At 56.3% G+C, this 22,652-nt stretch carries 26 protein-coding genes and 1 other RNA gene; 10 read left to right on the top strand and 17 right to left on the bottom strand.

Going from position 1 to position 22,652, the window contains the following annotated elements; genetic code table 11:
* Positions 1 to 11 precede the first annotated feature (11 nt).
* From ACO6TI_RS26565 to ssrA, 4 genes are all read right to left on the bottom strand, one after another.
* Positions 12 to 224: a ribbon-helix-helix domain-containing protein gene (locus ACO6TI_RS26565; protein ID WP_104703633.1), complete on the bottom strand. Its 213-nt coding sequence runs from the start codon at positions 222 to 224 to the stop codon at positions 12 to 14.
* Positions 225 to 229: 5 nt separating this feature from the next.
* Complete coding sequence (locus ACO6TI_RS26560; RefSeq protein WP_104703634.1) at positions 230 to 439, bottom strand: DUF4169 family protein; 210 nt, start codon at positions 437 to 439, stop codon at positions 230 to 232.
* A 15-nt stretch (positions 440 to 454) separates the two neighbouring features.
* The gene (locus ACO6TI_RS26555) at positions 455 to 1,033 is read right to left on the bottom strand and encodes an SspB family protein (protein WP_055117282.1); all 579 of its coding nucleotides are present in this window, start codon (positions 1,031 to 1,033) and stop codon (positions 455 to 457) included.
* Between the two features lie 183 nt (positions 1,034 to 1,216).
* Positions 1,217 to 1,586, bottom strand: a transfer-messenger RNA (tmRNA) gene (ssrA, locus tag ACO6TI_RS26550).
* Positions 1,587 to 1,708: 122 nt separating this feature from the next.
* Between ssrA and ACO6TI_RS26545 the strand changes: the two genes are divergently transcribed.
* The 4 genes from ACO6TI_RS26545 (at position 1,709) to ACO6TI_RS26530 (ending at position 4,161) form a co-directional block, all read left to right on the top strand.
* Positions 1,709 to 2,137, top strand: a complete 429-nt coding sequence (locus ACO6TI_RS26545) for a MarR family winged helix-turn-helix transcriptional regulator (protein WP_422383708.1) — start codon at positions 1,709 to 1,711, stop codon at positions 2,135 to 2,137.
* Positions 2,138 to 2,211: 74 nt separating this feature from the next.
* Positions 2,212 to 2,607: a hypothetical protein gene (locus tag ACO6TI_RS26540; protein ID WP_422383707.1), complete on the top strand. Its 396-nt coding sequence runs from the start codon at positions 2,212 to 2,214 to the stop codon at positions 2,605 to 2,607.
* A 13-nt stretch (positions 2,608 to 2,620) separates the two neighbouring features.
* Positions 2,621 to 3,178: a class I SAM-dependent methyltransferase gene (locus ACO6TI_RS26535; protein WP_422383706.1), complete on the top strand. Its 558-nt coding sequence runs from the start codon at positions 2,621 to 2,623 to the stop codon at positions 3,176 to 3,178.
* Positions 3,179 to 3,366: 188 nt separating this feature from the next.
* The gene (locus ACO6TI_RS26530) at positions 3,367 to 4,161 is read left to right on the top strand and encodes a thymidylate synthase (protein ID WP_422383705.1); all 795 of its coding nucleotides are present in this window, start codon (positions 3,367 to 3,369) and stop codon (positions 4,159 to 4,161) included.
* 42 nt (positions 4,162 to 4,203) lie between these two features.
* Here the strand turns inward: ACO6TI_RS26530 and ACO6TI_RS26525 are convergent, their stop codons facing one another.
* Together ACO6TI_RS26525 and ACO6TI_RS26520 are read right to left on the bottom strand one after the other, a co-directional pair.
* Entirely contained in the window at positions 4,204 to 4,890 is a 687-nt protein-coding gene (locus ACO6TI_RS26525; protein WP_422385337.1) for an alpha/beta fold hydrolase, read from the bottom strand.
* Between the two features lie 90 nt (positions 4,891 to 4,980).
* Complete coding sequence (locus tag ACO6TI_RS26520) at positions 4,981 to 6,372, bottom strand: multicopper oxidase domain-containing protein (protein ID WP_422383704.1); 1,392 nt, start codon at positions 6,370 to 6,372, stop codon at positions 4,981 to 4,983.
* 197 nt (positions 6,373 to 6,569) lie between these two features.
* Here ACO6TI_RS26520 and ACO6TI_RS26515 point away from each other — a divergent pair, with 197 nt between their 5' ends.
* Complete coding sequence (locus tag ACO6TI_RS26515; protein WP_422383703.1) at positions 6,570 to 7,643, top strand: serine hydrolase domain-containing protein; 1,074 nt, start codon at positions 6,570 to 6,572, stop codon at positions 7,641 to 7,643.
* 113 nt (positions 7,644 to 7,756) lie between these two features.
* On the opposite strand, the gene ACO6TI_RS26510 is transcribed toward ACO6TI_RS26515, so the two are convergent.
* From ACO6TI_RS26510 to ACO6TI_RS26500, 3 genes are all read right to left on the bottom strand, one after another.
* The gene (locus ACO6TI_RS26510; protein WP_422383702.1) at positions 7,757 to 8,629 is read right to left on the bottom strand and encodes a dienelactone hydrolase family protein; all 873 of its coding nucleotides are present in this window, start codon (positions 8,627 to 8,629) and stop codon (positions 7,757 to 7,759) included.
* On the bottom strand, positions 8,626 to 9,279 hold the full coding sequence (locus ACO6TI_RS26505) for a GntR family transcriptional regulator (RefSeq protein WP_422383701.1): 654 nt from the start codon (positions 9,277 to 9,279) through the stop codon (positions 8,626 to 8,628). The genes ACO6TI_RS26510 and ACO6TI_RS26505 overlap by 4 nt, the downstream gene beginning before the upstream one ends.
* 202 nt (positions 9,280 to 9,481) lie before the next feature.
* Positions 9,482 to 9,955 (bottom strand): hypothetical protein, encoded by a 474-nt coding sequence (locus ACO6TI_RS26500; protein WP_422383700.1) that lies wholly within the window; start codon positions 9,953 to 9,955, stop codon positions 9,482 to 9,484.
* Positions 9,956 to 10,282: 327 nt separating this feature from the next.
* On the opposite strand from ACO6TI_RS26500, the gene ACO6TI_RS26495 reads away from it, so the two are divergent.
* Positions 10,283 to 11,848: a hypothetical protein gene (locus tag ACO6TI_RS26495; RefSeq protein WP_422383699.1), complete on the top strand. Its 1,566-nt coding sequence runs from the start codon at positions 10,283 to 10,285 to the stop codon at positions 11,846 to 11,848.
* A 22-nt stretch (positions 11,849 to 11,870) separates the two neighbouring features.
* Here ACO6TI_RS26495 and ACO6TI_RS26490 read toward each other — a convergent pair whose 3' ends face one another.
* From ACO6TI_RS26490 to gatC, 4 genes are all read right to left on the bottom strand, one after another.
* Complete coding sequence (locus tag ACO6TI_RS26490) at positions 11,871 to 12,968, bottom strand: NAD(P)/FAD-dependent oxidoreductase (RefSeq protein ID WP_422383698.1); 1,098 nt, start codon at positions 12,966 to 12,968, stop codon at positions 11,871 to 11,873.
* Positions 12,969 to 13,050: 82 nt separating this feature from the next.
* Positions 13,051 to 14,535, bottom strand: coding sequence for an Asp-tRNA(Asn)/Glu-tRNA(Gln) amidotransferase subunit GatA (gene gatA / locus ACO6TI_RS26485; RefSeq protein ID WP_422383697.1), 1,485 nt, complete (start codon positions 14,533 to 14,535; stop codon positions 13,051 to 13,053).
* A 12-nt stretch (positions 14,536 to 14,547) separates the two neighbouring features.
* Positions 14,548 to 15,021 (bottom strand): GNAT family N-acetyltransferase, encoded by a 474-nt coding sequence (locus ACO6TI_RS26480; protein WP_108873688.1) that lies wholly within the window; start codon positions 15,019 to 15,021, stop codon positions 14,548 to 14,550.
* A gap of 16 nt (positions 15,022 to 15,037) precedes the next feature.
* Positions 15,038 to 15,325, bottom strand: coding sequence for an Asp-tRNA(Asn)/Glu-tRNA(Gln) amidotransferase subunit GatC (gene gatC, locus ACO6TI_RS26475; protein ID WP_055117194.1), 288 nt, complete (start codon positions 15,323 to 15,325; stop codon positions 15,038 to 15,040).
* A gap of 261 nt (positions 15,326 to 15,586) precedes the next feature.
* Between gatC and ACO6TI_RS26470 the strand changes: the two genes are divergently transcribed.
* The 4 genes from ACO6TI_RS26470 (at position 15,587) to ACO6TI_RS26455 (ending at position 18,698) form a co-directional block, all read left to right on the top strand.
* The gene (locus ACO6TI_RS26470) at positions 15,587 to 16,144 is read left to right on the top strand and encodes a TetR/AcrR family transcriptional regulator (protein WP_158705517.1); all 558 of its coding nucleotides are present in this window, start codon (positions 15,587 to 15,589) and stop codon (positions 16,142 to 16,144) included.
* Between the two features lie 166 nt (positions 16,145 to 16,310).
* On the top strand, positions 16,311 to 16,805 hold the full coding sequence (locus ACO6TI_RS26465) for a YHS domain-containing (seleno)protein (protein WP_055118002.1): 495 nt from the start codon (positions 16,311 to 16,313) through the stop codon (positions 16,803 to 16,805).
* 223 nt (positions 16,806 to 17,028) lie between these two features.
* Positions 17,029 to 17,826 (top strand): siderophore-interacting protein, encoded by a 798-nt coding sequence (locus ACO6TI_RS26460; protein WP_209003693.1) that lies wholly within the window; start codon positions 17,029 to 17,031, stop codon positions 17,824 to 17,826.
* A gap of 260 nt (positions 17,827 to 18,086) precedes the next feature.
* Positions 18,087 to 18,698 (top strand): MliC family protein, encoded by a 612-nt coding sequence (locus tag ACO6TI_RS26455; RefSeq protein WP_422383696.1) that lies wholly within the window; start codon positions 18,087 to 18,089, stop codon positions 18,696 to 18,698.
* 93 nt (positions 18,699 to 18,791) lie between these two features.
* On the opposite strand, the gene ACO6TI_RS26450 is transcribed toward ACO6TI_RS26455, so the two are convergent.
* From ACO6TI_RS26450 to ACO6TI_RS26435, 4 genes are all read right to left on the bottom strand, one after another.
* On the bottom strand, positions 18,792 to 19,415 hold the full coding sequence (locus ACO6TI_RS26450) for a LysE family translocator (RefSeq protein ID WP_196877319.1): 624 nt from the start codon (positions 19,413 to 19,415) through the stop codon (positions 18,792 to 18,794).
* A 48-nt stretch (positions 19,416 to 19,463) separates the two neighbouring features.
* Positions 19,464 to 20,213: a pyridoxine 5'-phosphate synthase gene (locus tag ACO6TI_RS26445; protein ID WP_055117185.1), complete on the bottom strand. Its 750-nt coding sequence runs from the start codon at positions 20,211 to 20,213 to the stop codon at positions 19,464 to 19,466.
* A 190-nt stretch (positions 20,214 to 20,403) separates the two neighbouring features.
* Positions 20,404 to 22,077 (bottom strand): DUF4166 domain-containing protein, encoded by a 1,674-nt coding sequence (locus ACO6TI_RS26440; protein ID WP_422383695.1) that lies wholly within the window; start codon positions 22,075 to 22,077, stop codon positions 20,404 to 20,406.
* On the bottom strand, positions 22,070 to 22,510 hold the full coding sequence (locus ACO6TI_RS26435; RefSeq protein WP_422383694.1) for a thiol-disulfide oxidoreductase DCC family protein: 441 nt from the start codon (positions 22,508 to 22,510) through the stop codon (positions 22,070 to 22,072). Before ACO6TI_RS26435 ends, ACO6TI_RS26440 begins: the two co-directional genes overlap by 8 nt.
* Between the last annotated feature and the right edge of the window lie 142 nt (positions 22,511 to 22,652).

Below are 22,652 nucleotides of genomic sequence, written 5' to 3'. Positions count from 1 at the left end.
GCTGATACGAGCTAGACTGGTCTGATCTTGCGGACAACCCACACGCGAACTGCTGAAGACAGCGGATCGTCAGGGTCCCGGTTGTCGTCGATTTCTGCAATCAAGCTGGCAAGGGATCGTTGTTCGGCTGCGACATTTTCATCCACGACTTCCCAGAATTCGGGTTCCAGGGCAAGGCTGGTGCGATGGCCATGCAGGGAGAGGGACCGTTTGACGAACGCCATACGGATCAGTCCGTCTCGGTTTCGCTGGATGAGCCCGGTCCGGGGAGCCGGTGGCTGTCTACCTGATTTTCCAGATGCTCACGCCGTCTGCGCGCGTCATCCCGCTCGGCTTTGGTTCGGCCGAATTTGCGCCGGTTGTCTTCGGCCTGTTTTTCCTTGTCGGTCCGCTTTCTTTGCTTGCGAACCTGGCGCAGATTGACGATTTCCGCGCTCATGCAAACCTCCGGCAATCAGGTTTTCTTGCGGAACGCGTCCAGGGAGACGACTTCGCCGCCGCTATCACCGGCAGGCGTTTTTTCAGCCGGCTTTTCGCTTTCAGCCGCATCCACCGCCGCAACTTCAGCTCCGCCAGTCACAGCCGGGGCATCGCTCTCGCCGTCCGTCTGTTCCTTTTCGGCCTTTGCCAGTTCCTCTACCGCTTCAAGCAATTCTTCCGGCAGTTCTTCGGCGGTTTTGCCCGGATCGAATTCCAGGGCGAACTGGACGGATGGATCGAAAAAGCCCTTGATCGCCGAGAAGGGCACCAGCAGTTTTTCCGGAACGCCACCAAAGGAAAGCCCGACCTCGAACGCATGCTCGCCGATTGCCAGATCCCAGAACTGGTGTTGCAGCACAATGGTCATTTCCTGAGGATAGCGTTCCTTCAGCCTCTGGGATATGCGCACGCCCGGCGCGTTGGTATCGAAGGCGATGTAAAAATGATGGTCACCGGGCAGGCCTGTTCGTCCGACCTCGGCAAGAATCTTCTTGACCGCGCCCCTGAGCGCGTCCTGGATAAGGATATCGTATCGCAGAAGGTCTTCAGACATCAGTTCTCGTCGAATCTCGTTCTAATTAGCTCTATCCGGCCCACATTGACCGTCCGGCGTCAAAAAGAAAAGCCAATTTTCCAAGTGATACCAGAATAATGAGTCTTTCCTGAGAAGGCTAAGCCAATGCATGCACAACGTCCAGAAAAGGGCTGTTTTGGGGAACCCAAAGGGAGGGGATTAGGTGAAGGCTTCTGTTGCCAGGTGCCTTCGAACCCCGCCTGAAGGTGCTAACCTACGGGACTTAGTGGACTACCGGCGCTGCATTACGCGGCGACAGCGTTGTCCATAGCATAGTTGTCGTTTGCAACTATTAGAACAGCCCGATAACGGTGGTACAATGCCGAGCAAAAGCACAGTCTTTACGCCCTCGTCGATCCTATTTCGCCCCCGCCGAAACCCGTGAGATTTCCGATAGATAGCCTCACGGGCTTGGGTGGAGGCGCCGGGTACCGCCCCCGGGTCCGATAGGTTTATTGCACTGACAGTTTATTGCCGTAGCTGGCGAACCAGCAGCCTTGATATAAGCGCTTTGTTACTGAAAGAAAAGGGGATGCAGTGATTTGCCGGGAAAACATGGAAGGAGACTCACACATCTCGAAGACAGGTCGACAGCAGCGTTGACGGCAGGTTGCCTGTGAGTTAGTTAGGGAGACTAACTATATGGATTGAGTTGTGGATCTTACCGAATTTTTCGAACTGGTGCATCGACACGCGCACCGCCGATGGAATGCGCTCGCAGCGGATGCGGGTGTGTCCTACAGCGAATTTGAGTATCTGAGCGCGATCCAGCAGCAGGAATACCAGCAAACGGACAAGAACGATCATGGTCAGCATCTGCAGGATGTGGTTGAGGCGATGGGCGTTCGCAAAGCTTCTGCAAGCGTCATGGTCGTCAAGCTGGAGGAACGTGGCTGGGTGCGCAGGGTTCCTTGCCAGTATGACGCCCGGGCACAGCACATATTGCTGACCGCAGAAGGGAAGTCCCGGCTGGATTGCGGCAAAGGCATTTACGCATCTGCTGCGCGCCAGATAATGCTGGAACTGAGTAGCGAGGAACGGGCCGGACTGTTGCAAGTCTGGAATTTGCCGGATGCGTCATAGTTCACTCTGAAATTTGATCAAATAAGTAAGTTAAACTAACTAACTTTATGGAACGCAATGCGGGGAAGCATGAAATGCGAGTTGATGTTGATGGGCACGGCAATCCACCTTCTTGTATGGGACAAGCAGCCCGAATAGGGAGCCTGGTTCAAGACTCCCCTGGAGAATTTGCCCAGGCCGCTGCAGTCGCTCTGCGACCAGTGGTATTGCCCCTGCTGTGCCGGTTTCTGGATTGCGCTGGTACTGCATGCGTTGACCGGATTCTGGACCCTTCCCGGCCTGAAAAACCTTCCTTCGTTGGTGTCCTCCGGGAGCCCGTCGCGTGGACGCTTGATGCGCTGGCAGCCGCTACCCTGATTTATGCTGCAATTCTGACAATCAAGGCGATCGGCTTGCCTGCCATGAAAGCACACATGATGAAGGCAGAATTCCTGAACTCGGCCTTTCAGGCCCAATTGCAAGACAAGTAGCGAGAAATGACCGATGGCCTATGATTACGACGCACTCTACCGCACAACTCCCGACGCGCTCGGCGCTCCTAACAGGGCATTTTGCGAGTTCTTCGAGACTTATTCAAAGCCGAGTGCACGAATACTGGATGTCGGGTGCGGACAAGGCAGGGACGCCTTGTTTATCGCAAGGCTGGGGCATCTTGTAACCGGCGTGGATTTGTCGTCCTCCGGGATCGCCTGTCTGTTGAAACAGGCTGCGCGAGAAGGGCTGTCGGTCGAAGGAGATGTCGCCGACATTGCCAGCTATGACCCTTGCGGCATGTTTGACGTGATTGTCTTCGACCGTACCCTGCATATGCTGGAGCGTACACCTCGGATGAAGGTCCTTGCGAGGCTCACGGAGAAACTTGCCAAAGATGGATTTCTTCTGATCGCGGACGAACCCTCCAATCTTCCGGATTTTCATGATGTTTTGAATATCACCTCCGGAGCGTGGTCCATTGTCAGGGAGGAAAAAGGCCTCTTGTTTTTGAGACGTGAACCGGAGGCACAATGGCTCGCCGGGCAACGGACCCAAAATTCCCGATAAGTGCAAACAGATCGGAACGCGCATCGCATCCGATTGCAAACCCGGACAGCGAGCGGATTGAGACAACCCGCGGAATTGCCAATCAGGAACCCTGATCGATCTGGGGAAAGTGTGATCGGGGGGCTGCGTTTTTCAGAAAATCTGCGAAGTTATCATCACGCTCTCACCGTGTTTCAAAGGCCGTTGCCGTGCAGCAATATCTCGACCTCCTGGCAAAAATCCTCGACGAAGGTACCGACAGGGGCGACCGAACGGGAACGGGTACTCGCTCAATCTTCGGTCACCAGATGCGCTTCGATCTTGCCGAAGGTTTTCCGGTGGTGACGACCAAGAAGCTGCATCTGAGATCGATCATTCATGAGCTGCTCTGGTTCCTGGACGGCGACACGAATATCCGCTATCTCAATGAAAACGGCGTGAAAATTTGGGATGACTGGGCGGATGAAAATGGCGAACTCGGCCCGGTTTACGGCTACCAGTGGCGGTCCTGGCCGGCACCGGACGGCAGGTCCATCGACCAGATCGAAAAGCTGCTGGAAATGATCCGCACCAGTCCGGAAAGCCGCCGGCTGATCGTTTCCGCCTGGAACCCGGCTCTGGTCGAGGAAATGGCTTTGCCACCGTGTCATTCCCTGTTCCAGTTCTACGTGGCGAACGGCAAGCTGTCGTGCCAGCTCTACCAGCGATCGGCTGATGTCTTCCTTGGTGTGCCTTTCAACATCGCTTCCTATGCGTTGCTGACCCTGATGGTGGCACAGGTCACCGGATTGAAACCCGGCGATTTCGTGCACACGCTCGGCGATGCACATCTTTATTCCAACCACTTCGATCAGGCGCGCGAACAGCTTACCCGGACCCCGCGTCCGTTGCCGCAAATGAAGATCAATCCGGACGTCTCCGATCTCTTTGCCTTCAAATACGAAGATTTCGAGCTGACAGGCTACGATCCGCACCCGCATATCGCGGCACCTATTGCGGTATAGGGTTCCATTTGTTTCTGCTTGTCATTGGTCACATTGAAAAGTTCAGGATCCGCATTCAGCGGGAAAATGAACCAGAAGCTCTTGTCGAAGGATTGCGTTGAAGGCGCTTGTTGCCTCAAGTGGCGCGTAGTGACCGCAATTCGGAATTACGTGACAGCTTCCATCTCTTGCTGTTTTTGCCTGTTTGAATGTCAATTCCGGACCGGGGGCGATATCGTGGCTGCCTGAGATGAAAACTGTCCGGTGAGGGAAGCTTTCCAGAAGATCGAGTCTGCTAGGGCGCATATGGAACGCAACAGTGCCGTCAACGAGTTCGCGAGCGGATCTTTTGTCGAAACTTTCTTTCGCGGCCCTCACAACATCATCATTTGAGGAAACTGAAAAAAGCGGTTTCCAAAAGGCATTCCACGCTGCATTCGGCCCTCGCGTTCGGATGAGATTGACTGCTTGCTCCAAAAAAACTGGATTTGGGTTTTTGTGTGCTTTTGTTCCAGCCAGCACGATGGCTCGAACACGATGTGGTGCCAATTTCGCAATTTCAAGGGCGCACGACCCGCCGATTGAACAACCTATGACAATAATTTCTTCTTCGTGTACTTCTTTAAGCGCAGCGGTTGCCCAGTTCTCGATCGAGTTGCCATGTCGATAGAGGGTCGGCGCATAGCAGGCAGTGGGAAACAGGTCCAACTGACCTAGCCACATTGTGCCGTCCAGCGGCAAGGCGTGCAAAAACAAGATCGCAGGCGGTGTTTCGGCGTTCAAACGCGCTCCCTTATTCTCTCAAGGTGAGTTGGCCATCACCCTAAAGGGATTCGCGTTCTAGCTCACCTCGAACCAAGTCATCATGCCCGAGGCGGCATGGCCGAGCATGTGGCAGTGGATGAGCCATTTGCCGGGATTGTCGGCAACGAAGGCGATCTTTACCGTTTCACGCGGATCCGTCGTGAATGTGTCGCGCCAATCCTGATGCTCCAATGTCTCGCCATCGCGCGCCAGAACACGGAAATGGTGACCGTGAACATGCATTGCATGGGCGAAGCTGGTGTCGTTCCGGCTTTCCAGAACGACGGTTTCACCGCGCCTGGCACTGAACATGGGTTGGTCCTGCATGCCTGGAATGCCGTTGAACGTCCAGAACTGGCCGTCCTGCATCATGCTGCGGACATCTTCCTCCGTCCGGTCCTCCAGCAACGAGCGCATTCCGCCCATGGCACCGCCCTGCATCACGAGCGGCAGTTCCAGCGCGTCCTCCAGGTCCGGTTCCGGCAATCGGTTGACAGGAGGAAGCGTCAGGGGAAGATCGCTGCCCTGGGCCTCCGTCACCTGGAAATTGGCGAAAGTGAATGGCTGCCCGGTCATCATTTCGAGGGGCAACGTTCCGGTTTTCGTAGGGCGCATGACGAGATCCATGCGCTGTGCGGGGGCAAGCCGCACGACACCTGAGACGTCGCGCGGTTCAGAGAAGACCTGACCGTCCAGCGCAATGACGCGTGCACCGAAGCGCTCCGGGGCGAGATCTAGAATACGGGACGCCGAGGCGTTTATCAGACGAACCCGGTGCCAGACACCTGTCCTCATCGCAATGTCGGGCAGGGACACCCCGTTGACCGTCAACCAGTTGCCGAGCCTGCCTGCGTGAAAAAAGTCATGCATTGCGCCGAAGCTTGCAGTGTCGAGGACACCATCTTCATCCAGACGCCAGTCGCTCAGCACCAAAGTGATGTCCGTTTCCGGGGGAAAAAGCTGTTTGTGTTCGTCGACGATCAGCGGTCCGGAAAGACCGCGGGGCACCTGGTTCCAGCTCATGTTGTGTGCGTGGTACCAGTAGGTTCCGGCGTCCGGTACGACGAAATCGTAGTCGAAACTGTCACCGGGTTTGACAGCGGGTTGCGTCAATCCGGCAACGCCGTCCATGGTGTTGTCGATACGGATGCCGTGCCAGTGAATGGACGTGGGTTCGTCGAGTTCATTGATGAACCGGACCCTGACCTTCTCGCCCTGTTTGACCCGGATTTCCGGTCCCGGGAGCCGGTTATTGTAGAGCCAGAGATCGGATGCACCACCCTTGTCACCGTAAAGATGCGCTTTTCCATTGGCTGCCTTGAGTTCCAGGAAACCCTCGGAAGATTTTGCAAGGGCGAGTTGCGGCACAGCTGCTGTCGCGCAGCTCGCAAGCGTGGTTTTCAGGAACGACCTGCGATCCAATTTCATTTCCGGCTCACATTCATCGAGAGAGGCATCTCGATGTTATGGTGTTTCCAGCTACTGGAAGGTCAAGGTCTGGTCAGGCTTCGGCTCTGATGCAATTGGAATGACTTGGTCCGATGCTGGGTCCGACGCACAAATGTTCGCATTTGGTTGTAACCTTGTGTCAGATTGCTCAAACATTGCCGATCGGGACGATCACCATGACCTCTTCAGACTACTCCGTTTCCCTGTCTCCCCATGCCCTTGCTGCCGAAAACAGCGGCTTCGATCCGATGATCGGACGCAAGCTGGTTGCCGGCGTGGAATCCGGCCTGCTGCCGCATCTGCATGTTGTCCTGGCGGAACGGAGTGGCGAAACCATTCTGGAAAGTTACAGCAAGGGACCGGACGAAAGCTGGGGGCAGCCGTTGGGTGAAGTCACGTTCGACGCCGGAACGCTGCATGACCTTCGTTCGGTCACCAAGAGCGTTGTCAGTCTCCTTTACGGTATCGCCCTGGAACGGGGGATGGTCCCGACGCTCGATAAGCCAATTCTGTCGGTTTTCGACGACTACAAGGATCTTTCGTCCGATCCGGCGCGGATGAAGCTTACGGTCGAACATGCTCTTACGATGAGTCTCGGACTGGAATGGGATGAATCGCGACCTTACACGGATCCTGAAAACAGTGAGATCGCGATGGAACTCGCTCCGGATCGCTACCGGTTTATCCTGGAGCGGACGATCGTTGAAGAGCCGGGAACAAAATGGACCTATAGCGGTGGTGCAACGGCGCTCATTGGAGGGATACTCGAGCGCGGTACCGGCAAAAGCCTGCCAGAGTTTGCAAGCGAGGTTCTGTTTGGCCCGCTTGGCATTGAGACATACGAGTGGAAAGCCGGCAAAGACGGCACGCATTCGCCGGCGTCGGGTCTGAGATTGACCGCGCCGGATCTTTTGAAGATCGGGCGCCTTGTATTGAACAACGGTCTGTGGGACGGGAAACGGATTGTTCCGGAAGCCTGGATACGGGCCTCCCAGATGCCTCATATTCAGACCCCGGAAATGCTGAGCTACGGTTATTTCTGGTTTCTCGGCAAGGCACCGGTCAAGGCACTCGGTGGACCGACCGACTGGGCCGCCGGTTTCGGCAATGGTGGCCAGCGGCTCTGGATCTGTCCTAAAGCCGATGTCGCTGCGGTGATCTACTCCGGCAACTATAACAACTGGAATGCCTGGATACCGCCGACACGCATCTGGATCGAGATCATTCTCGCCAATCTGGAAAAGGCCTGACCGGTCTGCAGACATCGGTTGCTTGTACGGCACTCTCCAGGAGAAGGGGACGGGTCGTCTACTTCTGGACGACCTAGACCAATGCGCCCTTGCAGCCAGACGAAGCATGAAGTCTAGGGCTTCATGTTCTTCTCCAAATGATCTTCGACGAAGCTGGCAAGGATGGCTTCGTAGTCAGCGCGGTATTCCAGTGTACCGCCACTTGCCGAGTATTCATCCGGGTTGATTTCCGCCCGGGTTGCTGCATGTCTGGGGCCGAATTTCGGGATATCAAATCCGTGATATGCATCCTCGATCACCCTGAAATCGATCGGGTAGTCATCCTCGCGCGTGGAGGTGCTGATCCTTCCGCAGACAACCGGGTCGACATAGTCGTCCTGTCCTGCGGAAACAATCAGGATCGGTGCGCGATGCGGTCCCCTTGCAAACGAACAAAACGGATAAACGGCTATCGCAGTCCTGAACTGAAGGTCATGAAACTGGGAGAAACCCTCGTAGTTCAGGACGGCCAGTGAAACCATGGCCGGACGGGACCAGCCCATTATCGCAATGCGCGACGGATCGACTTCTTCCAAAGCTGAGAGATATTGCAGGGCGCCAAAGGCGATCGTGGCTCCGCGTTTCCAATCGAACGTACTGTGTGCGGTGTCGTCGGGCTCGCCCGTAGGCGTGCTGCACCGAGAAAAGCTTAGCGTGACATAACCCAGGTCGTTCAGGCGTTCCAGCCAATGCTGATAAAACGATGGTCCATGGCACGTGTGCACCAGAACCACGGCAGGAGCCTTGTCGGCGCCAGTTGGCACACGCAACAACCCCTGGAAGGTGGCTGGCGTGGCTGCGTTGGCCCCTGCCATGCCTCTTTCGACTTCCAGCCTGGTCAGCGGTGAAACGGGAAGGGGGAAAACGACCCTGCCTTCAGTCACGTTGGCCGCATCAACCGGCAATGAGCAAAGCAAAAACAAGCAGAATGGGGCAAGTTTTCTCATATGTGTTCCAGGCCTTTCAATTGGGACGAGAACATTTCGGAAAACGACTGATGAAGACCAGCAAGATGATCGAACATGGCGGCAGATGCACCTGCCGCGTTGCCCGCGCACACTTCTTCAATGACAGACAACAGGCCCTTGTAGTCGGCGACCTCCCGGTAGCCGCGCTCACGATAAAAGTACCAGCATCGTCTCGTGTGAAGCCGCATGAGTGCGATCTGAGACTGCAGAAACGGGTTCAGCGATGCAGAGGCAATCGCATCGTGAACGATGGCGTCGACCTCATAGAACAGGTTTTCATCCTGGTCGCGCTTCGCTTGCTGTATCGTCACGTGATAGTTGGAAAGTTGCTGCCGACCCTCTTCGCCAAGCCGGCTTGCGGCCAGAACAGCGGATGATTTTTCCAACGCGATGCGCATCTCGAAAATCGAAAACACCTGGGACGCATCGAGCGGGGCAACATGTGCGCCCTTGTTGTGTTCAAGGACGACAAATTTCTGGGAAGACAACACGAGCAGGGCGTCCCGGATCTTGGTCCGGCCACAGAATTGCTTTTCTGCCAAGGACACTTCTTGAAGGGGTGATCCCGGAAGAAGCCTGCAGGTGACAATGTCATCTTGAATGTTCTGCAATATTTCGGTATTTTGCATGCATAATGCATACAAAATTACATTATACAGTCAAGCGGCTTGAGGTCAGTTTTCAAATTTTGGTTAGCGTCGTCCTGGCAAAGAACAGCATCAGTCAGAAAGAGCGTCAGCTCCCGAAGTGACCGCTCCTGAAATCCGAATAGACTGTATCGAAACGCCCTGTGTATATCAGCTTGTCGATGGGCGCCTTTCCGTCCAGGACCTAGTTGGTTGTGTTGTCGTCCGCGCGCTTCCAACCCAGATAGGCCCAACCGTGTTCGTGAAGAAAATCATTGAGCTCCATCGTGCGGCGGTCAAAAACGATGGAGCTGATTTTTGCGATCTCGCTGAAAAAAACCGACTGGCCGTCCGCGTCTTCTTCCAACTCATTGAATCGGCCGGAGGTCAGAGCTGATCGAAGTGCGGCGGAATCCGAGGATGTTGAATTGTCCGAGCGTTCTGCAAAGTGCATGATTGCCTGCGGTTGATCCAGATCGAGACCCTGTTTCCTTAGCAGTTCTCTTGCCTCGTCGTTTGCTTCTTTCGATCCCGGCCACCTGTCCTGACCCGCATAGATTTTCTGGAAGTTGTCATCGCGCAGCTCTTCGGTACTGGAAGCAAAGCGGGGAAGTACTTGCCAAATGACAATCGGGCCAATCAAAAGCGCAGCAAGTGCTGCATAAAGAAATACATCCACGGGTGAAATTTCCTGAAGGAGTTCGTCGGGAGGGTTGATTTTTCCATGACCGGTACAGAAAACACTTCCGGTCACAAGGTTGTGTGGCGGCCAGAATACCATTCTGGTGAGCAAATTTCTGGTAGCCAAGGGAATTGGTCCGCGACCTGATGTCAAGTCTATGGGGGCACATGAAACGAAAAATACAGAGCCGGAGCTTCGCGGATCCAGTAGTCTTAAAAGCGCAGGATTTCAGTTCTTGATCCACTACACGTGCACGACGTTTCATGACATGCAAGGAGCTGAGGCTACTACCATGATTTTGTTAGTGAATTGATTGAGCCGACAATGAAATTCAAAAGACTGTCCGACGCTGCATCAGACGCCCTTCAACGCGCGAAGGGACCTGGTCGTGTTTTGGACGCCGCGATTGAGACCAGGACCAGCAAGAGCGCTTCTTCGTCCCCGTTGAGAGAGCTGTTGGACGAACACGATCCTGTCCGTGTGGCCCTGATAGAATCTCAAATTCGCACTCTCGTGCATGACCTGGTGTGGAAATTTTCGCCCGACTATCTCGCACGAACCGATCCTGGGATGGCCCTGGCGCTTTCCACTCACAGTTCCGGTTATGAGCGCGAATGCGCACTGGACAAGATCAGCTCGATCGAGGGATCATTTTCACTTGCCTTGATACTGCGTCGATTGAATGACTGGGTGCCTGAGGTACGGGCCGCAGCCGTCCGGACGATCGAACGGTGTGTTTTTCACTCCCCCGACACCGCTCGGAACTTCGCATGTATTGTCTCCGGATGCCTGGAGTTGCTTTTGCGGTTCAAGGAGATGGGGCGTTCCGAAGCCGTTGAGATGGCAATTGTCGACAGGTTGCTTCTGGAAACCGGCGGGCTGGAAGAACTGAGGAGGATCGTGCATCGCAGCCCGTTGGACAGGGCAGGCGTGCTCATGAAACTCGGCCTCAAGCGTGGGTTATTGTCAGAAATTCTAACCGACCTCGTGAGCGAGGCAAGGCATCCTGCTGTTCGAAGGATGGCATTGAAGACAATCTTCGATAACGGGTTTGCCTGGATGGCCAAGGGGCGCCTGCAAAGAACAATCTACGAGCTTGACTGCGACAAGGATGATCTGGCCGAGATCGGGCTTTCGGACCATTCGGCCGATATACAGCGCGTCGCACTTCAATATGTCGTTTCCAATCCGCACAGCCGCTTGCATCGGGAACGTGTCTTTCGACCCTTCGTTTCATCAAATCACATAAGCCTCGCCGACAGGGCTGCCTTCGGGATGAAGTGTGTTGTCGGGCCGGACAAATTCTTGCATTGCCTGGTGGAAAGGCTGCGGCAGGACGCAACACCTCCCTTCTGGGCTGCGCGACTTGTCGCCAGATATGGTAACTCGCACAACAAAACCGATCTTCGGAATGCCTATGAGAGACTGTCCACGCGACCTGATCTGAATTGGCTTGAATTGCTGGCCGTGATCGAGGATCAGGCCGCGATAGTTGACCTTCTGCATATTGCACTAAACCATCACGACGGTCGCTTTGCCCGAAAAGCCGTTGCGGGCCTGGTCGGCAAGGCCTTCCAACCTGACTTCGAATCGGTGGCAGCAGTCATCAAGCGTGGCAACGGTGAGTTTGAGCAGCGGGGCCTAGAACACATTCTCGACAAGTGCAGCACAGTGGACATCGTACGGGCAATCGTCCAGCTATCGCTCCACGATCCGGATTTCGATCTTGAGCGCCTTTGGCAAATGGCGGGTAGAAAAAGACAGCTCAGGGCATTCATCCCGAAGCGGGACGAAATTGAACGGCTGGAACGCGATTTGAACGATGCAGAACCAGAGATCAAGGCTTTGGCGACAAATATGCTTGGGCTAGACAGCCTTGGCGCGTCCTGACGATGGCGGCTGGCATTGAAAATCAATCGAGCCGCCTTGCCACCTCATCTCCGATTGCCAGTGCTGAGGTCAGACCGGGCGACTCCATGCCGTAGAGCGCGACAAGACCTTCCAGCCCATGTGTCTCGGGGCCGTCGATCCGGAAGTCGGCGGCTGGTTCGCCAGGGCCAACGATCTTGGGACGGAGGCCGGAATAGTCCGGTATCAGCGCGTTGTCGGGCAGGCCCGGCCAGTAGCTGCGGATCGCATTGTAGAAATTTTTGCCGCGGGACGGTTCGACCTCGTAGTCGAAACGCTCCACCCATTCCACGTCCGGTCCGAAGCGGGCCTGGTGCTGGAGATCCAGTGTCAGGTGGACACCTAGACCACCCGGTTCCGGCGCCGGATAGACGAGATGCGAAAACGGCGCCTTGCCCTGGAGTTTGAAGTAGTTGCCCTTTGCCAGAAAGGGTTTTGGTGCATTGGCGGTGGTAAAACTCTCCATCAAACCGGGGGAGCCGTGACCTGCTGACACGATCAGTTCCCGGCAGGTGAGGGAGGCTGATTGTCCATCTCCGGCATCGACTTGCAGCTGGTACCCGTCTGTAACCTGGTCGATCCCGACGACCCTGCTGTTAAGCACCACCTGGCCACCATGCGCTTCAAGTCCGCCCTGCAATGCGAGCATGAAGCCGTGGCTGTCGATGATCCCGGTCGAGGGTGACCAGAGAGCGCTGCAGCAGGCGAGTTCCGGTTCTGTCTGATTCAGTTTCTTCTGGTCGAAAAACACAAGATCATGCAGGCCGTTCTCGATTGCCTTCTTCTGCAGTCGTTCCAGTTCCGGCAGCTGTCCAGGAGAGGAGGCAACGATCAGTTTACCGATCTGTTGATGATCAACGCCGTTGTCGGCGCAGAATTCGTAGAGCCGATGCTTGCCATCAAGGCATAACTTCGCCTTCAGGCTGCCCGTCGGATAATAGATGCCGGCGTGGATGACTTCAGAATTGCGGGCGCTGGTCTCGGAACCGATCAGGCTGTGCTGTTCCAGAACCATGACATCGCGACCCTTCATTGCCAGCGCCCGGGCGATCGCAAGACCGATCACGCCGGCACCAACTACGAGGGTTTCGATGTCATGCATTCACGTCACCTGTGTTCCGATTCCGGATCAGATTCGGGACCGTACATTCCTTTCGCAGCCGCGCGGGTTCAACTTGCTCCTGTCAGCCCCACCATTTGTCCGGTTCGAAGGAGCCGGCCGCATCCTCGATGACCTGACCGACCTGGAAGAGGGTGCTTTCGTCGAACGGTTTGCCGATAAGCTGAAGGCCAAGCGGCAGACCGTCCTTGTCCAGTCCGGCAGGGACCGAGATGCCCGGCAGTCCGGCCATGTTCACGGTCACGGTGAAAATGTCGTTCAGATACATCTTCACCGGATCTGCATGGAGATCCTGGTCTGCAACGCCGAAGGCGGCAGACGGGGTTGCCGGCGTCAGGATCGCGTCGACACCGTTGGCCCAGGCAAGATCGAAGTCGCGCTTGATCAGCGTGCGGACTTTTTGAGCCTTCAGATAATAGGCGTCATAATAGCCGGCAGACAGAACATAGGTGCCGATCAGTATCCTGCGTATGACCTCGTCTCCGAAGCCCTCGGCGCGGGTGTTTTCGTACATTTCGACAATGTCCTTGCCAGGAACGCGCAGGCCGTAGCGGACGCCGTCGTAGCGGGCAAGGTTCGAAGAGGCTTCCGCCGGGGCAACGATATAGTAGGCCGGCAGGGCATATTTCGTGTGCGGCATGGAAATATCGACAATCTCGGCACCGGCATCCTTCAGCCAATCGATGCCTTTCTGCCAGAGCTCCTCGATCTCGCCGGGCATGCCATCCAAGCGGTACTCCGCCGGAATCCCGATCTTCAGGCCCTTGACCGACTTGCCGATGGCGGCTTCGTAGTCCGGTACTTCGATATCGACGGAAGTCGTATCCTTGGGATCGACGGAGGCCATGGACTTCATCAGGATTGCGCTGTCGCGCACCGTGTGTGCAATGGGACCTGCCTGGTCGAGAGAAGAGGCAAACGCAACGATGCCCCAGCGAGAGCAGCGGCCGTATGTCGGCTTGATCCCGACGGTGCCGGTGAAGGCGGCAGGCTGGCGGATGGATCCGCCGGTGTCGGTTGCCGTCGCACCCATGCAAAGTCGTGCGGCAACAGCGGTTGCCGAGCCGCCGGAAGACCCACCCGGCACGAGATCCTGGTTGGACCCCTGTTTGCGCCAGGGGTTGATCACGTCGCCGTAATATGAAGTTTCATTGGAGGACCCCATGGCGAACTCGTCCATGTTGAGCTTGCCCAGCATGACGGCGCCGTCGGCCCACAGATTGGTGGTGACCGTCGACTCATAGGCTGGTTTGAAGCCGTCCAGAATGTGGCTGCAGGCCTGGGTATGGACGCCGTTCGTTGCGAACAGGTCCTTGATCCCGAGTGGGATGCCTTCAAGAGCTCCGCCGTCTCCCTTGGCGAGGGTTTCGTCGGAAGCCTTTGCCATGTTGCGGGCCTTGTCAGCTGTTACGGCAACATAGGCATTGAGCTGCGCGTTGGCGGCCTCGATGTTCGACAGAAATGCATCGGTCAGTTCGAGTGACGTGTAATCCCTGTTTTTCAAGCCCTTGCGGGCTTCGGCGATGGTCAGTTTGGTCAGGTCTGTCATGACTTTGATCTCTCAGCTGGTCGCAAGCGACCGGGAAAAATAAACGGAATAGGGACTGTCGGGATAATCCAGCACGGGACCGCATCGCCTGAAGCCGGCGCGTTCATAGATGCGCCAGGCGGCTGGATGTCTGTCTCCGGTTTCAAGAACCAGCGAAGAAAAGCCTTCCTCGCGTGCGAGGGAAACGATCCGGTCAAGGATACTGCCGCCGAGACCCCGGCCCTGAAAGACAGGGCGGGTATACATTCGCTTGACTTCGGCAACGCCCCGATCGTGCCGGCGAAGGGCTCCACAGGCGGCTGCCTCGCCATCGACACGGGCCACGAAGACGGTTGTCGCGTCGCCTGCCATGTCCTGAGGCGTCATGTGAAAGCAGGCCTCAGGAGGTGACAAGGTGAGCAGCAACTCGTTCAGTTCGTCAATCATCCCGATCATGTCGTCCGTCAGGGGCGATTCAACAGAAATTGTCGGTGCGGCGTGCTTCATCCCGTTGACAGTCGAACTATTCAACGACTTTCGGCACCATGAAGAACTGGTCTTCAGAAGCCGGGGCGTTGCGTGTGATGTCGTCGGCCTTGTTGCCGTCGGTGACACCGTCGACGCGTTTTTTCATGGTCTGCTCGACCACTGAGGTCATGGGTTCGGCACCTTCGATATCGACTTCGTCTAGTTGCTCGACAAATCCGAGAATAGCGTTCAACTCACCGGTCATGCGGGTTGCGTCGTCGTCGCTGACCTTGATGCGTGCCAGCCGGGCAACGCGCTTCACCGTTTGTGTATCAACAGACATTGGATCCTCGTTTTGATATTTCTTCGCGCCCGACTGATCCCGACGGGTCGCGTCGTTTGCAGGTTCGGCACCTGGATGTGCGGTTGTCTTGACTTATAGCCAGAGCAGACGGAACTGGCTGTGAATTCGGTTTGGTTATCACCAAAATCAGAGTTATACGGTTCTCAGTGGAACCGTATTGGAAAGTGCTGGACCAAAAAAATCGTGTCTCCAACCATGGACAAGAAAAGCAAGCTGACGGGCCGGCCAAGGGATGGCCGGGTGAGTGACGCCTTGCTTCGCGTTACTTTGCTGGAACTGGCCGCTGCCGGATATCTCGGAACGACGGTGGCCGGTGTCGCCCGGCGGGCTGCAACGAGCAAACAGGCAATCTACAGACGTTATCGGGACAAGAATGCCCTTGTTGCCGCTGCGCTTGCCCACGGGTTTGAAGCAGTCAGGACTGAGCCGCCACTGCGCGGCAGCGTTGCGGAGGATTTGAGGCGATACCTGTCGGGGCTTGCAACGGCGCTCGCAGAGACACCGCTCGGCGCTGCCGTGCGCGCACTTGCCTCGTATCGGCAGAAGCCGGAGTTTGCCGTTGTTTTTGATGAAGCGGAAACAGGCCAGCGGCTGGCGTTACGACAGATTCTGATCGCGACACCGTTTGAAGCCGACATGGAAACGCGGATTGATCTGCTTCTCGGGCAACTCTATTTCAGTTTGGTGTTTCACGGAGATATTCTTAACGCGGACGATATCGAGACCTCCATTCATCTGGTCCTTGGTCTTGTCGCTCCTCGTGATCCTGCACCTTTTTCCGGGCTTCCGGGGACCTGAGGAGATGTCACCAGAAGGTCAATTCACAATTTTCTAGCGAGGTGCTTTCATCTCTGTGATCAAAGGTTATTGGCCAAACGGGGCGTCAAGAGACATGTTTGCACCAGCACGGTGCACAGACGCGCCGCGCGGAAAACGCCTTCTAATAGCTCCTGTGGAGACGTCCATGCCGCTTTATACTTCCAAATCCGTCCTGTTGGGCCTGACTGCCTTGTTCTCGGCGGTTGCCTTCACTGCCTCCGCCGACGAAATCACAACCTTCACCAAGGGTGGTACAGCCATCGGGGGCACTGATCCGGTTGCCTATTTCACCGAGGGCAAGCCGGTTGCCGGCACCGATGAATTTACTGCCGTCTATGATGACGTGACCTGGAAATTCTCCTCTGCCGAAAACCGTGATCTGTTCGAGGCAGATCCTGCGAAATATGCGCCGCAATATGGTGGCTTTTGTGCCTTTGGAGCCGCAATGGGATTCAAGGTTCCGGTTGTTCCCGAAGCCTGGTCCATAGTTGACGGCAAACTCTATCTGAACAATTCCCTGAAGGTTCAGGAACGCTTCGAAGAAGACGTTCCAGGTCACATCAACAACGCGACATTGAACTGGGAAATCATCAAGGAAAAGAAGCCTGAAGATCTGAAAGAGCCGATCATCAGGAACTGATCCTGAAGCTTCCTTCAATTTGCCATTACCTCTCAACTTGTTTCAGCCCGCCACCCGGCGGGCTTTTTTTGGCATTCGTGTGCCCTCAATTTCCGGATGGCCGATCGTGTAACCAACCGCGCGTGACGGACTGTTTCGGTTTTTCGAACGATGAACCCCTTTTCTTTTCGTCCGGCCATTGCTAAATCTTGAGAAAATTATTCATCTTTTTTCGAGGTGCGAATTGACCAACCGTGCAAAACGCCGTCCGCGTATCCTGACCGTGAAGAAGGTCCGGCAACTTAGCCCGCACATGTTACGGGTGACCTTTGCAGGACCGGAACTGGAAGGCTTCCCGATCGGTCACGAAGGTGCCAATTGCAAGCTCGTGCTGCCGCGTGACGGTGAAGGCAAGGACGAATTCGAGGCATATTTCGCTCCCGATGGACCGTCGGAGAAGGTCCACCCGGTTAGAACCTACACGGTGCGCGCCTTCCGGCAGGACGATCTGGAACTTGATATCGACTTCGTCGCGCATGGGGATGAAGGGCCGGCGACGCGCTGGGCGCAGGAAGCGCAGCAAGGCTCTTATCTTGGCTTTTTCGGTCCCAGCCAACCCAAGATCACCGAATTCTATGCGGATTGGTACCTGATTGCCGCTGACCTGTCGGCCATGCCGGTTGCCGAAGCGACATTGGAGGCCATGCCGCCGGATGCCAGGGGTGTGGCAGTGTTTGAGGTGCCTTCCGAAAGTGATGTCCGGGAGATTGCGGTTCCGAAAGGGATCGAGATCACCTGGCTGGTCCAGGAGGATGTGCATGCCCCTTCAACGGCACAAGTTGATTTCGTGAGTTCGCTTCAGTGGCGGGCGGGGGTCGTGCAGACCTGTATCGCGGGCGAAAGTTCCGTGATCCGTGCGCTGCGTTCCCACCTGCACAAGGAACGCGGAATTCCCAGGAAGGACACCTATATCTCCGGTTACTGGAAAATCGGCCTGGTCGAGGACGAGCATCAGCAGGCGAAGCGGGCAGAGGCTGCCTGACGATCTCTCCCAACGGTCAATCCAAGGTCATCTTTGCCACGTCGGGTATTGCAAACAGAATGTTTGCATTGGTCCACCTGGATCCATATGGGTGTATGTGTGACCTGGAGCGAAGTTTGTCCGACGTGGATCAACAGCAGTTGATGCCCAAAGCGCGTGCTGTGAGTTGCTGGAAGATCATGATTGTCCAAATGTTCACTCAGTCCGCCACGTAGCCGATCCGATAGACAGGAACGCTGTTGCAATTTTTGAGGTTGAGAATGCGGTTTGTGATTTTGCCGGGAGCACTTCTTGTCAGCTGGTTTTGTGCATTAGGATTCTCTTTTGCCGCGGATCCGGCCTTCGATTGCAGTAAGGCGGAAAGCTCGGCCGAAGAGCTGATCTGTTCCAACGATGACCTTGCAGGGCTCGATCAGGACCTGGCACGCGCCTACAAGGATGCCGTCGCCGCGGTTGAGACATATGCCGACAAGGATGAAGCGCTGGCGGACCTGAAGGCATTTCAGAGAGGGTGGGTCAAGGGCCGCGATGACTGCTGGAAAGCGGACAGCGAATTGGCCTGCATCAAGGAAACCTACGAACGCCGTATAGCCGAACTGACGGCGCGCTATGGCCTGATTGAGGGTCAGAAACCGGTATTTTACACGTGCAACGGTAACCCGGCCGACGAGATCGTCGCGACATTTTTCCCGACGACACCTCCCTCCGCGCGTCTTGAAAGAGGTGACACGACAGAGATTGTCGTGGAAGGACCGACCGGATCAGGCGCGCGCTATGTCGGTGATTTCGGAATACTTTTCTGGATCAAGGGTGATGAAGCGATGGTCGAATGGTCGCAAGGTACATCCTTCGACTGTAAAGTTCGTAGCTGACCGATACCCCAGATGCCCTGACCTTTCCCGTTGGTTCAGATACGATCGGGTGTTCTTGAAAATCGCTTTGATCGGTGCAATTCGCAAAAAGGCTTATCTCGAAGCCGTTGCCAACGCCGAGCCGAAGCCGACAAACAGACCACCCGTTACCCGTCTGACCCAACGCATGCGCCGGGCTGATGTCAGGAACCGTCTCAGGTGTCCTCCGGCGAACGCGATCGCTGCATGATTGGCAAAGCACAAGGCCGCATAGGTGAAGGACAAGACGCTGATTTCCAGAAGGTCAACCCGGCCTGAGCGCATGAACTGGGGGAAAAGTGCCGTAATGACAAGTATGGCCTTCGGGTTGGTGACCGATACGAGCAGGGCTTCAAGAAACAGTTTCCAGGCACTTTTTCTGCTGACCTGATTTTCCGCGGAGACCTGGAAACCGGATTTGTCGCGCCAGACCTTCAGCCCGAGGTAAATGAGATAAGCCGCGCCGATGAACTTGAGCACGGTGAACGCGAGCGCAGACGTCGACATCAGCGCTCCGAAGCCGAATGCGACGGCGTAGCCGATCAGCACAAGACCGGCGGCATTGCCCGTCGCGGACGCGAGTGTCGCATTTCGTCCAAACCGCAACGTGTTGCTGATGGCGAGCATGATGCCCGGGCCGGGACTAATGGCGGGCAAAAGGGAAACGGCCACGAAGATGAGCCAGAGATCGAAAGACATTTTGGAAAATCCGGAAAGAGGAAATTAAGGAACGGGTTCCGACGCGGCTCAGAGTTCCCCCATTGCCTTGCGGAACCGGCTGATACTTTCGGCAAACCCGTGAACCAGTGCGTCGGCGGTAAAGCCGTGGCCGATGGACATTTCGCGGATGAAGGGCGCCTTTGCAATGAGCGGCGGAATGTTCTCCACGGTCAGGTCATGGCCTGCATTGACACCAAGGCCACAAGCATTGGCGCTTTCTGCCGTGGCGGCAATCTTGTCGAGTTCCTTTTCGGCCCGGGCCGGCTCGTCGTAACAAGCACCGTATGGTCCCGTGTAGATCTCGATCCGCTCTGCACCAAGACGGGCAGCATGCTCCGGTGCGGCAGGGTCGGGGTCGCAGAATAGTGCGACGCTGACCGCCCATTCCCTTGCCGCGGCAATTGCCGTTTGAAGCGAACCTGTGTCCCTGGAAAAGTCCCAGCCGTGATCGGAGGTTGTCTGGTCCGGGTCGTCGGGCACGAACAGGACCTGCTCCGGTCGTGCCTGCTCGACCAGGCTCATGAAGTCTGGGGAAGGGTACCCTTCAAGGCACAGTTCCTTGTTGGGAAATCTGTCTTCGATCAGCTCGGAAAGGTCGAACACATCCGTCTTGCGGATGTGGCGCTCATCCGGGCGCGGATGAACCGTGACCCCCTTTGCACCGGCTTCCATTGCAATTGCGGCCAGGCCGGTCACACTCGGCCAGGGCAGGTCACGGCGATTGCGCAGCATTGCGACTGCATTGACATTGACGGAAAGGCGCGAGGCGGCAGGCATGGCTGGTCGTCCGGATGAGGCGGTTCACAAACTGATTCAAGGTATTGGGTCAGTTTTGCAAGATTGTTGTAAAAGCTATTGAAGTCAAACGCGAAATTGTCACTAGAGACAATGTTTTTGCAGTTTGATCTTCCCGAAAGAGGAATGGAATGCAGTTACGTGTCGGCTCGATACTTGAGCGATTGTTCTTTCAGGGGGTACCGATTTCCAGCCAGCCCTGATACCGGACGAGCATTCCGATGCCAGGCAGCGAGATCCTGACGTCAAAATTAAACCGCCCGTTTTCCTCGAACTCGAACGCCTCGCTCTCCGGCAGGATCCACTTTGGCAAAGGGCAGCCGAGGAACCTCCCGCGCGCGACGGGAAAACACAGCCTCGTTCCATCGCGGGTCAGGTCGATATCAAATTTCAAGGGACCGAAGCGCTCGCAAACGTGGCCCTTTCCCTGATCATCGCGAAGCGACAAAACCGACCGGAATGTCTTGCCTCCGAAATTTCTACTCCAGAATTCCTTGTCCGCGTGTCTTTCAATCGTCACCGCAACGGGAACGCTGCCAGCTTCAGGCGGAAAACCAATCAGGCGGCAGAGCAGGTTTCCAAGCATCGATTGACCACGCGAAACCCGCGCCGTTCCCGACCAGACATGCCTGTCAAAGACAGTGTGAAGGTTCCTGACCGGGCCGGGCAAAGCGGCAAAATCGTCTCCCATCGCCTGTTGAAACAAGCAGGGGGCAATATCCGTTTCCCCAAACGTTTTCACGCTCAGATGCGATGTTGCTTCGTCAATCTCTTCAAGGCTGAATTCGGCGAGGCAGGACCTTGCGCCCGTCGCAATGGAGCCTGCGGCAAGCCGATTGCACACGATAGTAGCCGCAACGGCCGGAATGCTTGGTCCATCACCGGCCTCCGCGATCAGCGTCCAGTTTGCAGCCTTGGGGAGGCCGTCCTTGTCGAGGCCCGCAACACGAACCTCCATGCCACCCCGGTCGGAGCCGAACGGCGCCAGCCAATCGGCCACCTTTCGAAGCGACCTGGCAAGTGGCTCCAGCGACGTGATCAGCCTTAGGCGGGTAAGCCAGGACAGTGCCCAAAGGCCAAGGTGCATGACGGAGAGTTCCAGTCCGGCTCGAAAGAGCACCGTTCGAGCACCATAGCGCCCGGGAAAAAGCTGAAGATCGGGGGCTCCAATGAAACTCGTCCAGCGAGGGGGCAATCCGCCGTTTCGCGGTCCAATCCGACGTCGTTCGAGACCCGACCAGCCGGGAACTGATGTCAGGGCGCCATCGCGGCATATGGCAATGGGGCGACCCGTCTGTCCAAGGATGGCCCGCATGACCGCCAGGCCGCGCGGCGCGCGATTGCCTGGCAGGATGGCGCTTTCAATGAAATCGAGGCGCAAGAAATCGCTGCGCATGGCTTCCACTGCGACCGAAGAGAGCGCCGGGACGCTGGAAACGCCGGACAGGGCCGTTTTTCCAACCGATCTGGCTTCCTGTTCAAGTTCTGAGATGCCCGACGTGAAGTTGGCATCGTCGGAAAGGTCAAGGTAGTGGCTTCCTGCGGCAAGCGCGGCCATGACGATTGAATAGGTGTCTTCGGCATAGTTCTGAAACGGACCTGAAGCATCGACAACCACGAAGGGCTTGAGCTTAGCAAGGGACGTGCCGAAGGCTGGATCGTGTCGGTCCAGATACACGGGCAAACCGCCATGAACCTCGCAAAAGGCCTGCGCTTTTGTCCGGTTTCTTCCTGCGACAACGACGTCGAACTGCTGATCACGCAGCAGTGCCAGGGCGAGCTTGCCGCCGAAAACGCCATATCCACCAAGAATGACAACCCGCTTTGGAGAGCTTTGGTCAGTCAATGAGTCTGTCCTTCAATTCCCGGGAGGGAAGGCGGCAGGACCGTTTCCCGAAAGCAAACCTGTTCTGGGCGATCCGGTCGTACAGCCAGTTGGAAATGGTCTTCGGCAGGAAATCCACCACGGACAAGAGGGCCCAGGGGCCTCCGGCGCTTTTCATTGCAGCGGCAAACGAGGCCATCTTGGTATAGGACCGCCCGTCGAGAATGACGATGTTTGTTTCCAGAAGGTCAGGGTCGAGGCCATGCTGTTCATAGAGTAATCGCCCGGTATCGGACCGGGCGCTGACAAAACGAAATCCGGCCTTCCTGTCATGCGTTGCCATGAAGCGTGCAAAGCGGGAACAGATGATGCAATCCGCGTCGAAAACGATCAGGTTTTCGCCGAGTGTCGGTGGCGGTTTCGCCTCGCTTACACATCCCTCGCGGTGGGGCATCTGTTCCGATTGTCATTGCAAAAGCACTATGCTGAGACAGCCTACGTATTTTTCCGGTGTGAACGAGTCTTCATTTCGTCGCAGTCCGGCTTATGACTGCGTTTGCAGTTGAGCGCCGCCTTCACAGTGGCCAGGACAATCG

Origin of the sequence: Roseibium album (genome assembly GCF_965233825.1) — a bacterium.
Taxonomy (GTDB): domain Bacteria; phylum Pseudomonadota; class Alphaproteobacteria; order Rhizobiales; family Stappiaceae; genus Roseibium; species Roseibium album.
The sequence above is the reverse complement of the archived record's forward strand: the minus strand, read 5'-3'. Positions and strand labels throughout refer to the sequence as shown.

Bases quoted from the DNA above. Each gene is read 5' to 3' on its own strand.
- ACO6TI_RS26535 (WP_422383706.1), top strand. From the start codon at position 2,621: ATGGCCTATGATTACGACGCACTCTACCGCACAACTCCCGACGCGCTC.
- ACO6TI_RS26480 (WP_108873688.1), bottom strand. From the start codon at position 15,021: ATGAAGCACGCCGCACCGACAATTTCTGTTGAATCGCCCCTGACGGAC.
- ACO6TI_RS26565 (WP_104703633.1), bottom strand. From the start codon at position 224: ATGGCGTTCGTCAAACGGTCCCTCTCCCTGCATGGCCATCGCACCAGC.
- ACO6TI_RS26455 (WP_422383696.1), top strand. From the start codon at position 18,087: ATGCGGTTTGTGATTTTGCCGGGAGCACTTCTTGTCAGCTGGTTTTGT.
- ACO6TI_RS26540 (WP_422383707.1), top strand. From the start codon at position 2,212: ATGCGAGTTGATGTTGATGGGCACGGCAATCCACCTTCTTGTATGGGA.
- gatC (WP_055117194.1), bottom strand. From the start codon at position 15,325: ATGTCTGTTGATACACAAACGGTGAAGCGCGTTGCCCGGCTGGCACGC.
- ACO6TI_RS26555 (WP_055117282.1), bottom strand. From the start codon at position 1,033: ATGTCTGAAGACCTTCTGCGATACGATATCCTTATCCAGGACGCGCTC.
- gatA (WP_422383697.1), bottom strand. From the start codon at position 14,535: ATGACAGACCTGACCAAACTGACCATCGCCGAAGCCCGCAAGGGCTTG.
- ACO6TI_RS26515 (WP_422383703.1), top strand. From the start codon at position 6,570: ATGACCTCTTCAGACTACTCCGTTTCCCTGTCTCCCCATGCCCTTGCT.
- ACO6TI_RS26560 (WP_104703634.1), bottom strand. From the start codon at position 439: ATGAGCGCGGAAATCGTCAATCTGCGCCAGGTTCGCAAGCAAAGAAAG.
- ACO6TI_RS26505 (WP_422383701.1), bottom strand. From the start codon at position 9,279: ATGCAAAATACCGAAATATTGCAGAACATTCAAGATGACATTGTCACC.
- ACO6TI_RS26490 (WP_422383698.1), bottom strand. From the start codon at position 12,968: ATGCATGACATCGAAACCCTCGTAGTTGGTGCCGGCGTGATCGGTCTT.
- ACO6TI_RS26520 (WP_422383704.1), bottom strand. From the start codon at position 6,372: ATGAAATTGGATCGCAGGTCGTTCCTGAAAACCACGCTTGCGAGCTGC.
- ACO6TI_RS26450 (WP_196877319.1), bottom strand. From the start codon at position 19,415: ATGTCTTTCGATCTCTGGCTCATCTTCGTGGCCGTTTCCCTTTTGCCC.
- ACO6TI_RS26495 (WP_422383699.1), top strand. From the start codon at position 10,283: ATGAAATTCAAAAGACTGTCCGACGCTGCATCAGACGCCCTTCAACGC.
- ACO6TI_RS26510 (WP_422383702.1), bottom strand. From the start codon at position 8,629: ATGAGAAAACTTGCCCCATTCTGCTTGTTTTTGCTTTGCTCATTGCCG.
- ACO6TI_RS26445 (WP_055117185.1), bottom strand. From the start codon at position 20,213: ATGCCTGCCGCCTCGCGCCTTTCCGTCAATGTCAATGCAGTCGCAATG.
- ACO6TI_RS26435 (WP_422383694.1), bottom strand. From the start codon at position 22,510: ATGCCCCACCGCGAGGGATGTGTAAGCGAGGCGAAACCGCCACCGACA.
- ACO6TI_RS26465 (WP_055118002.1), top strand. From the start codon at position 16,311: ATGCCGCTTTATACTTCCAAATCCGTCCTGTTGGGCCTGACTGCCTTG.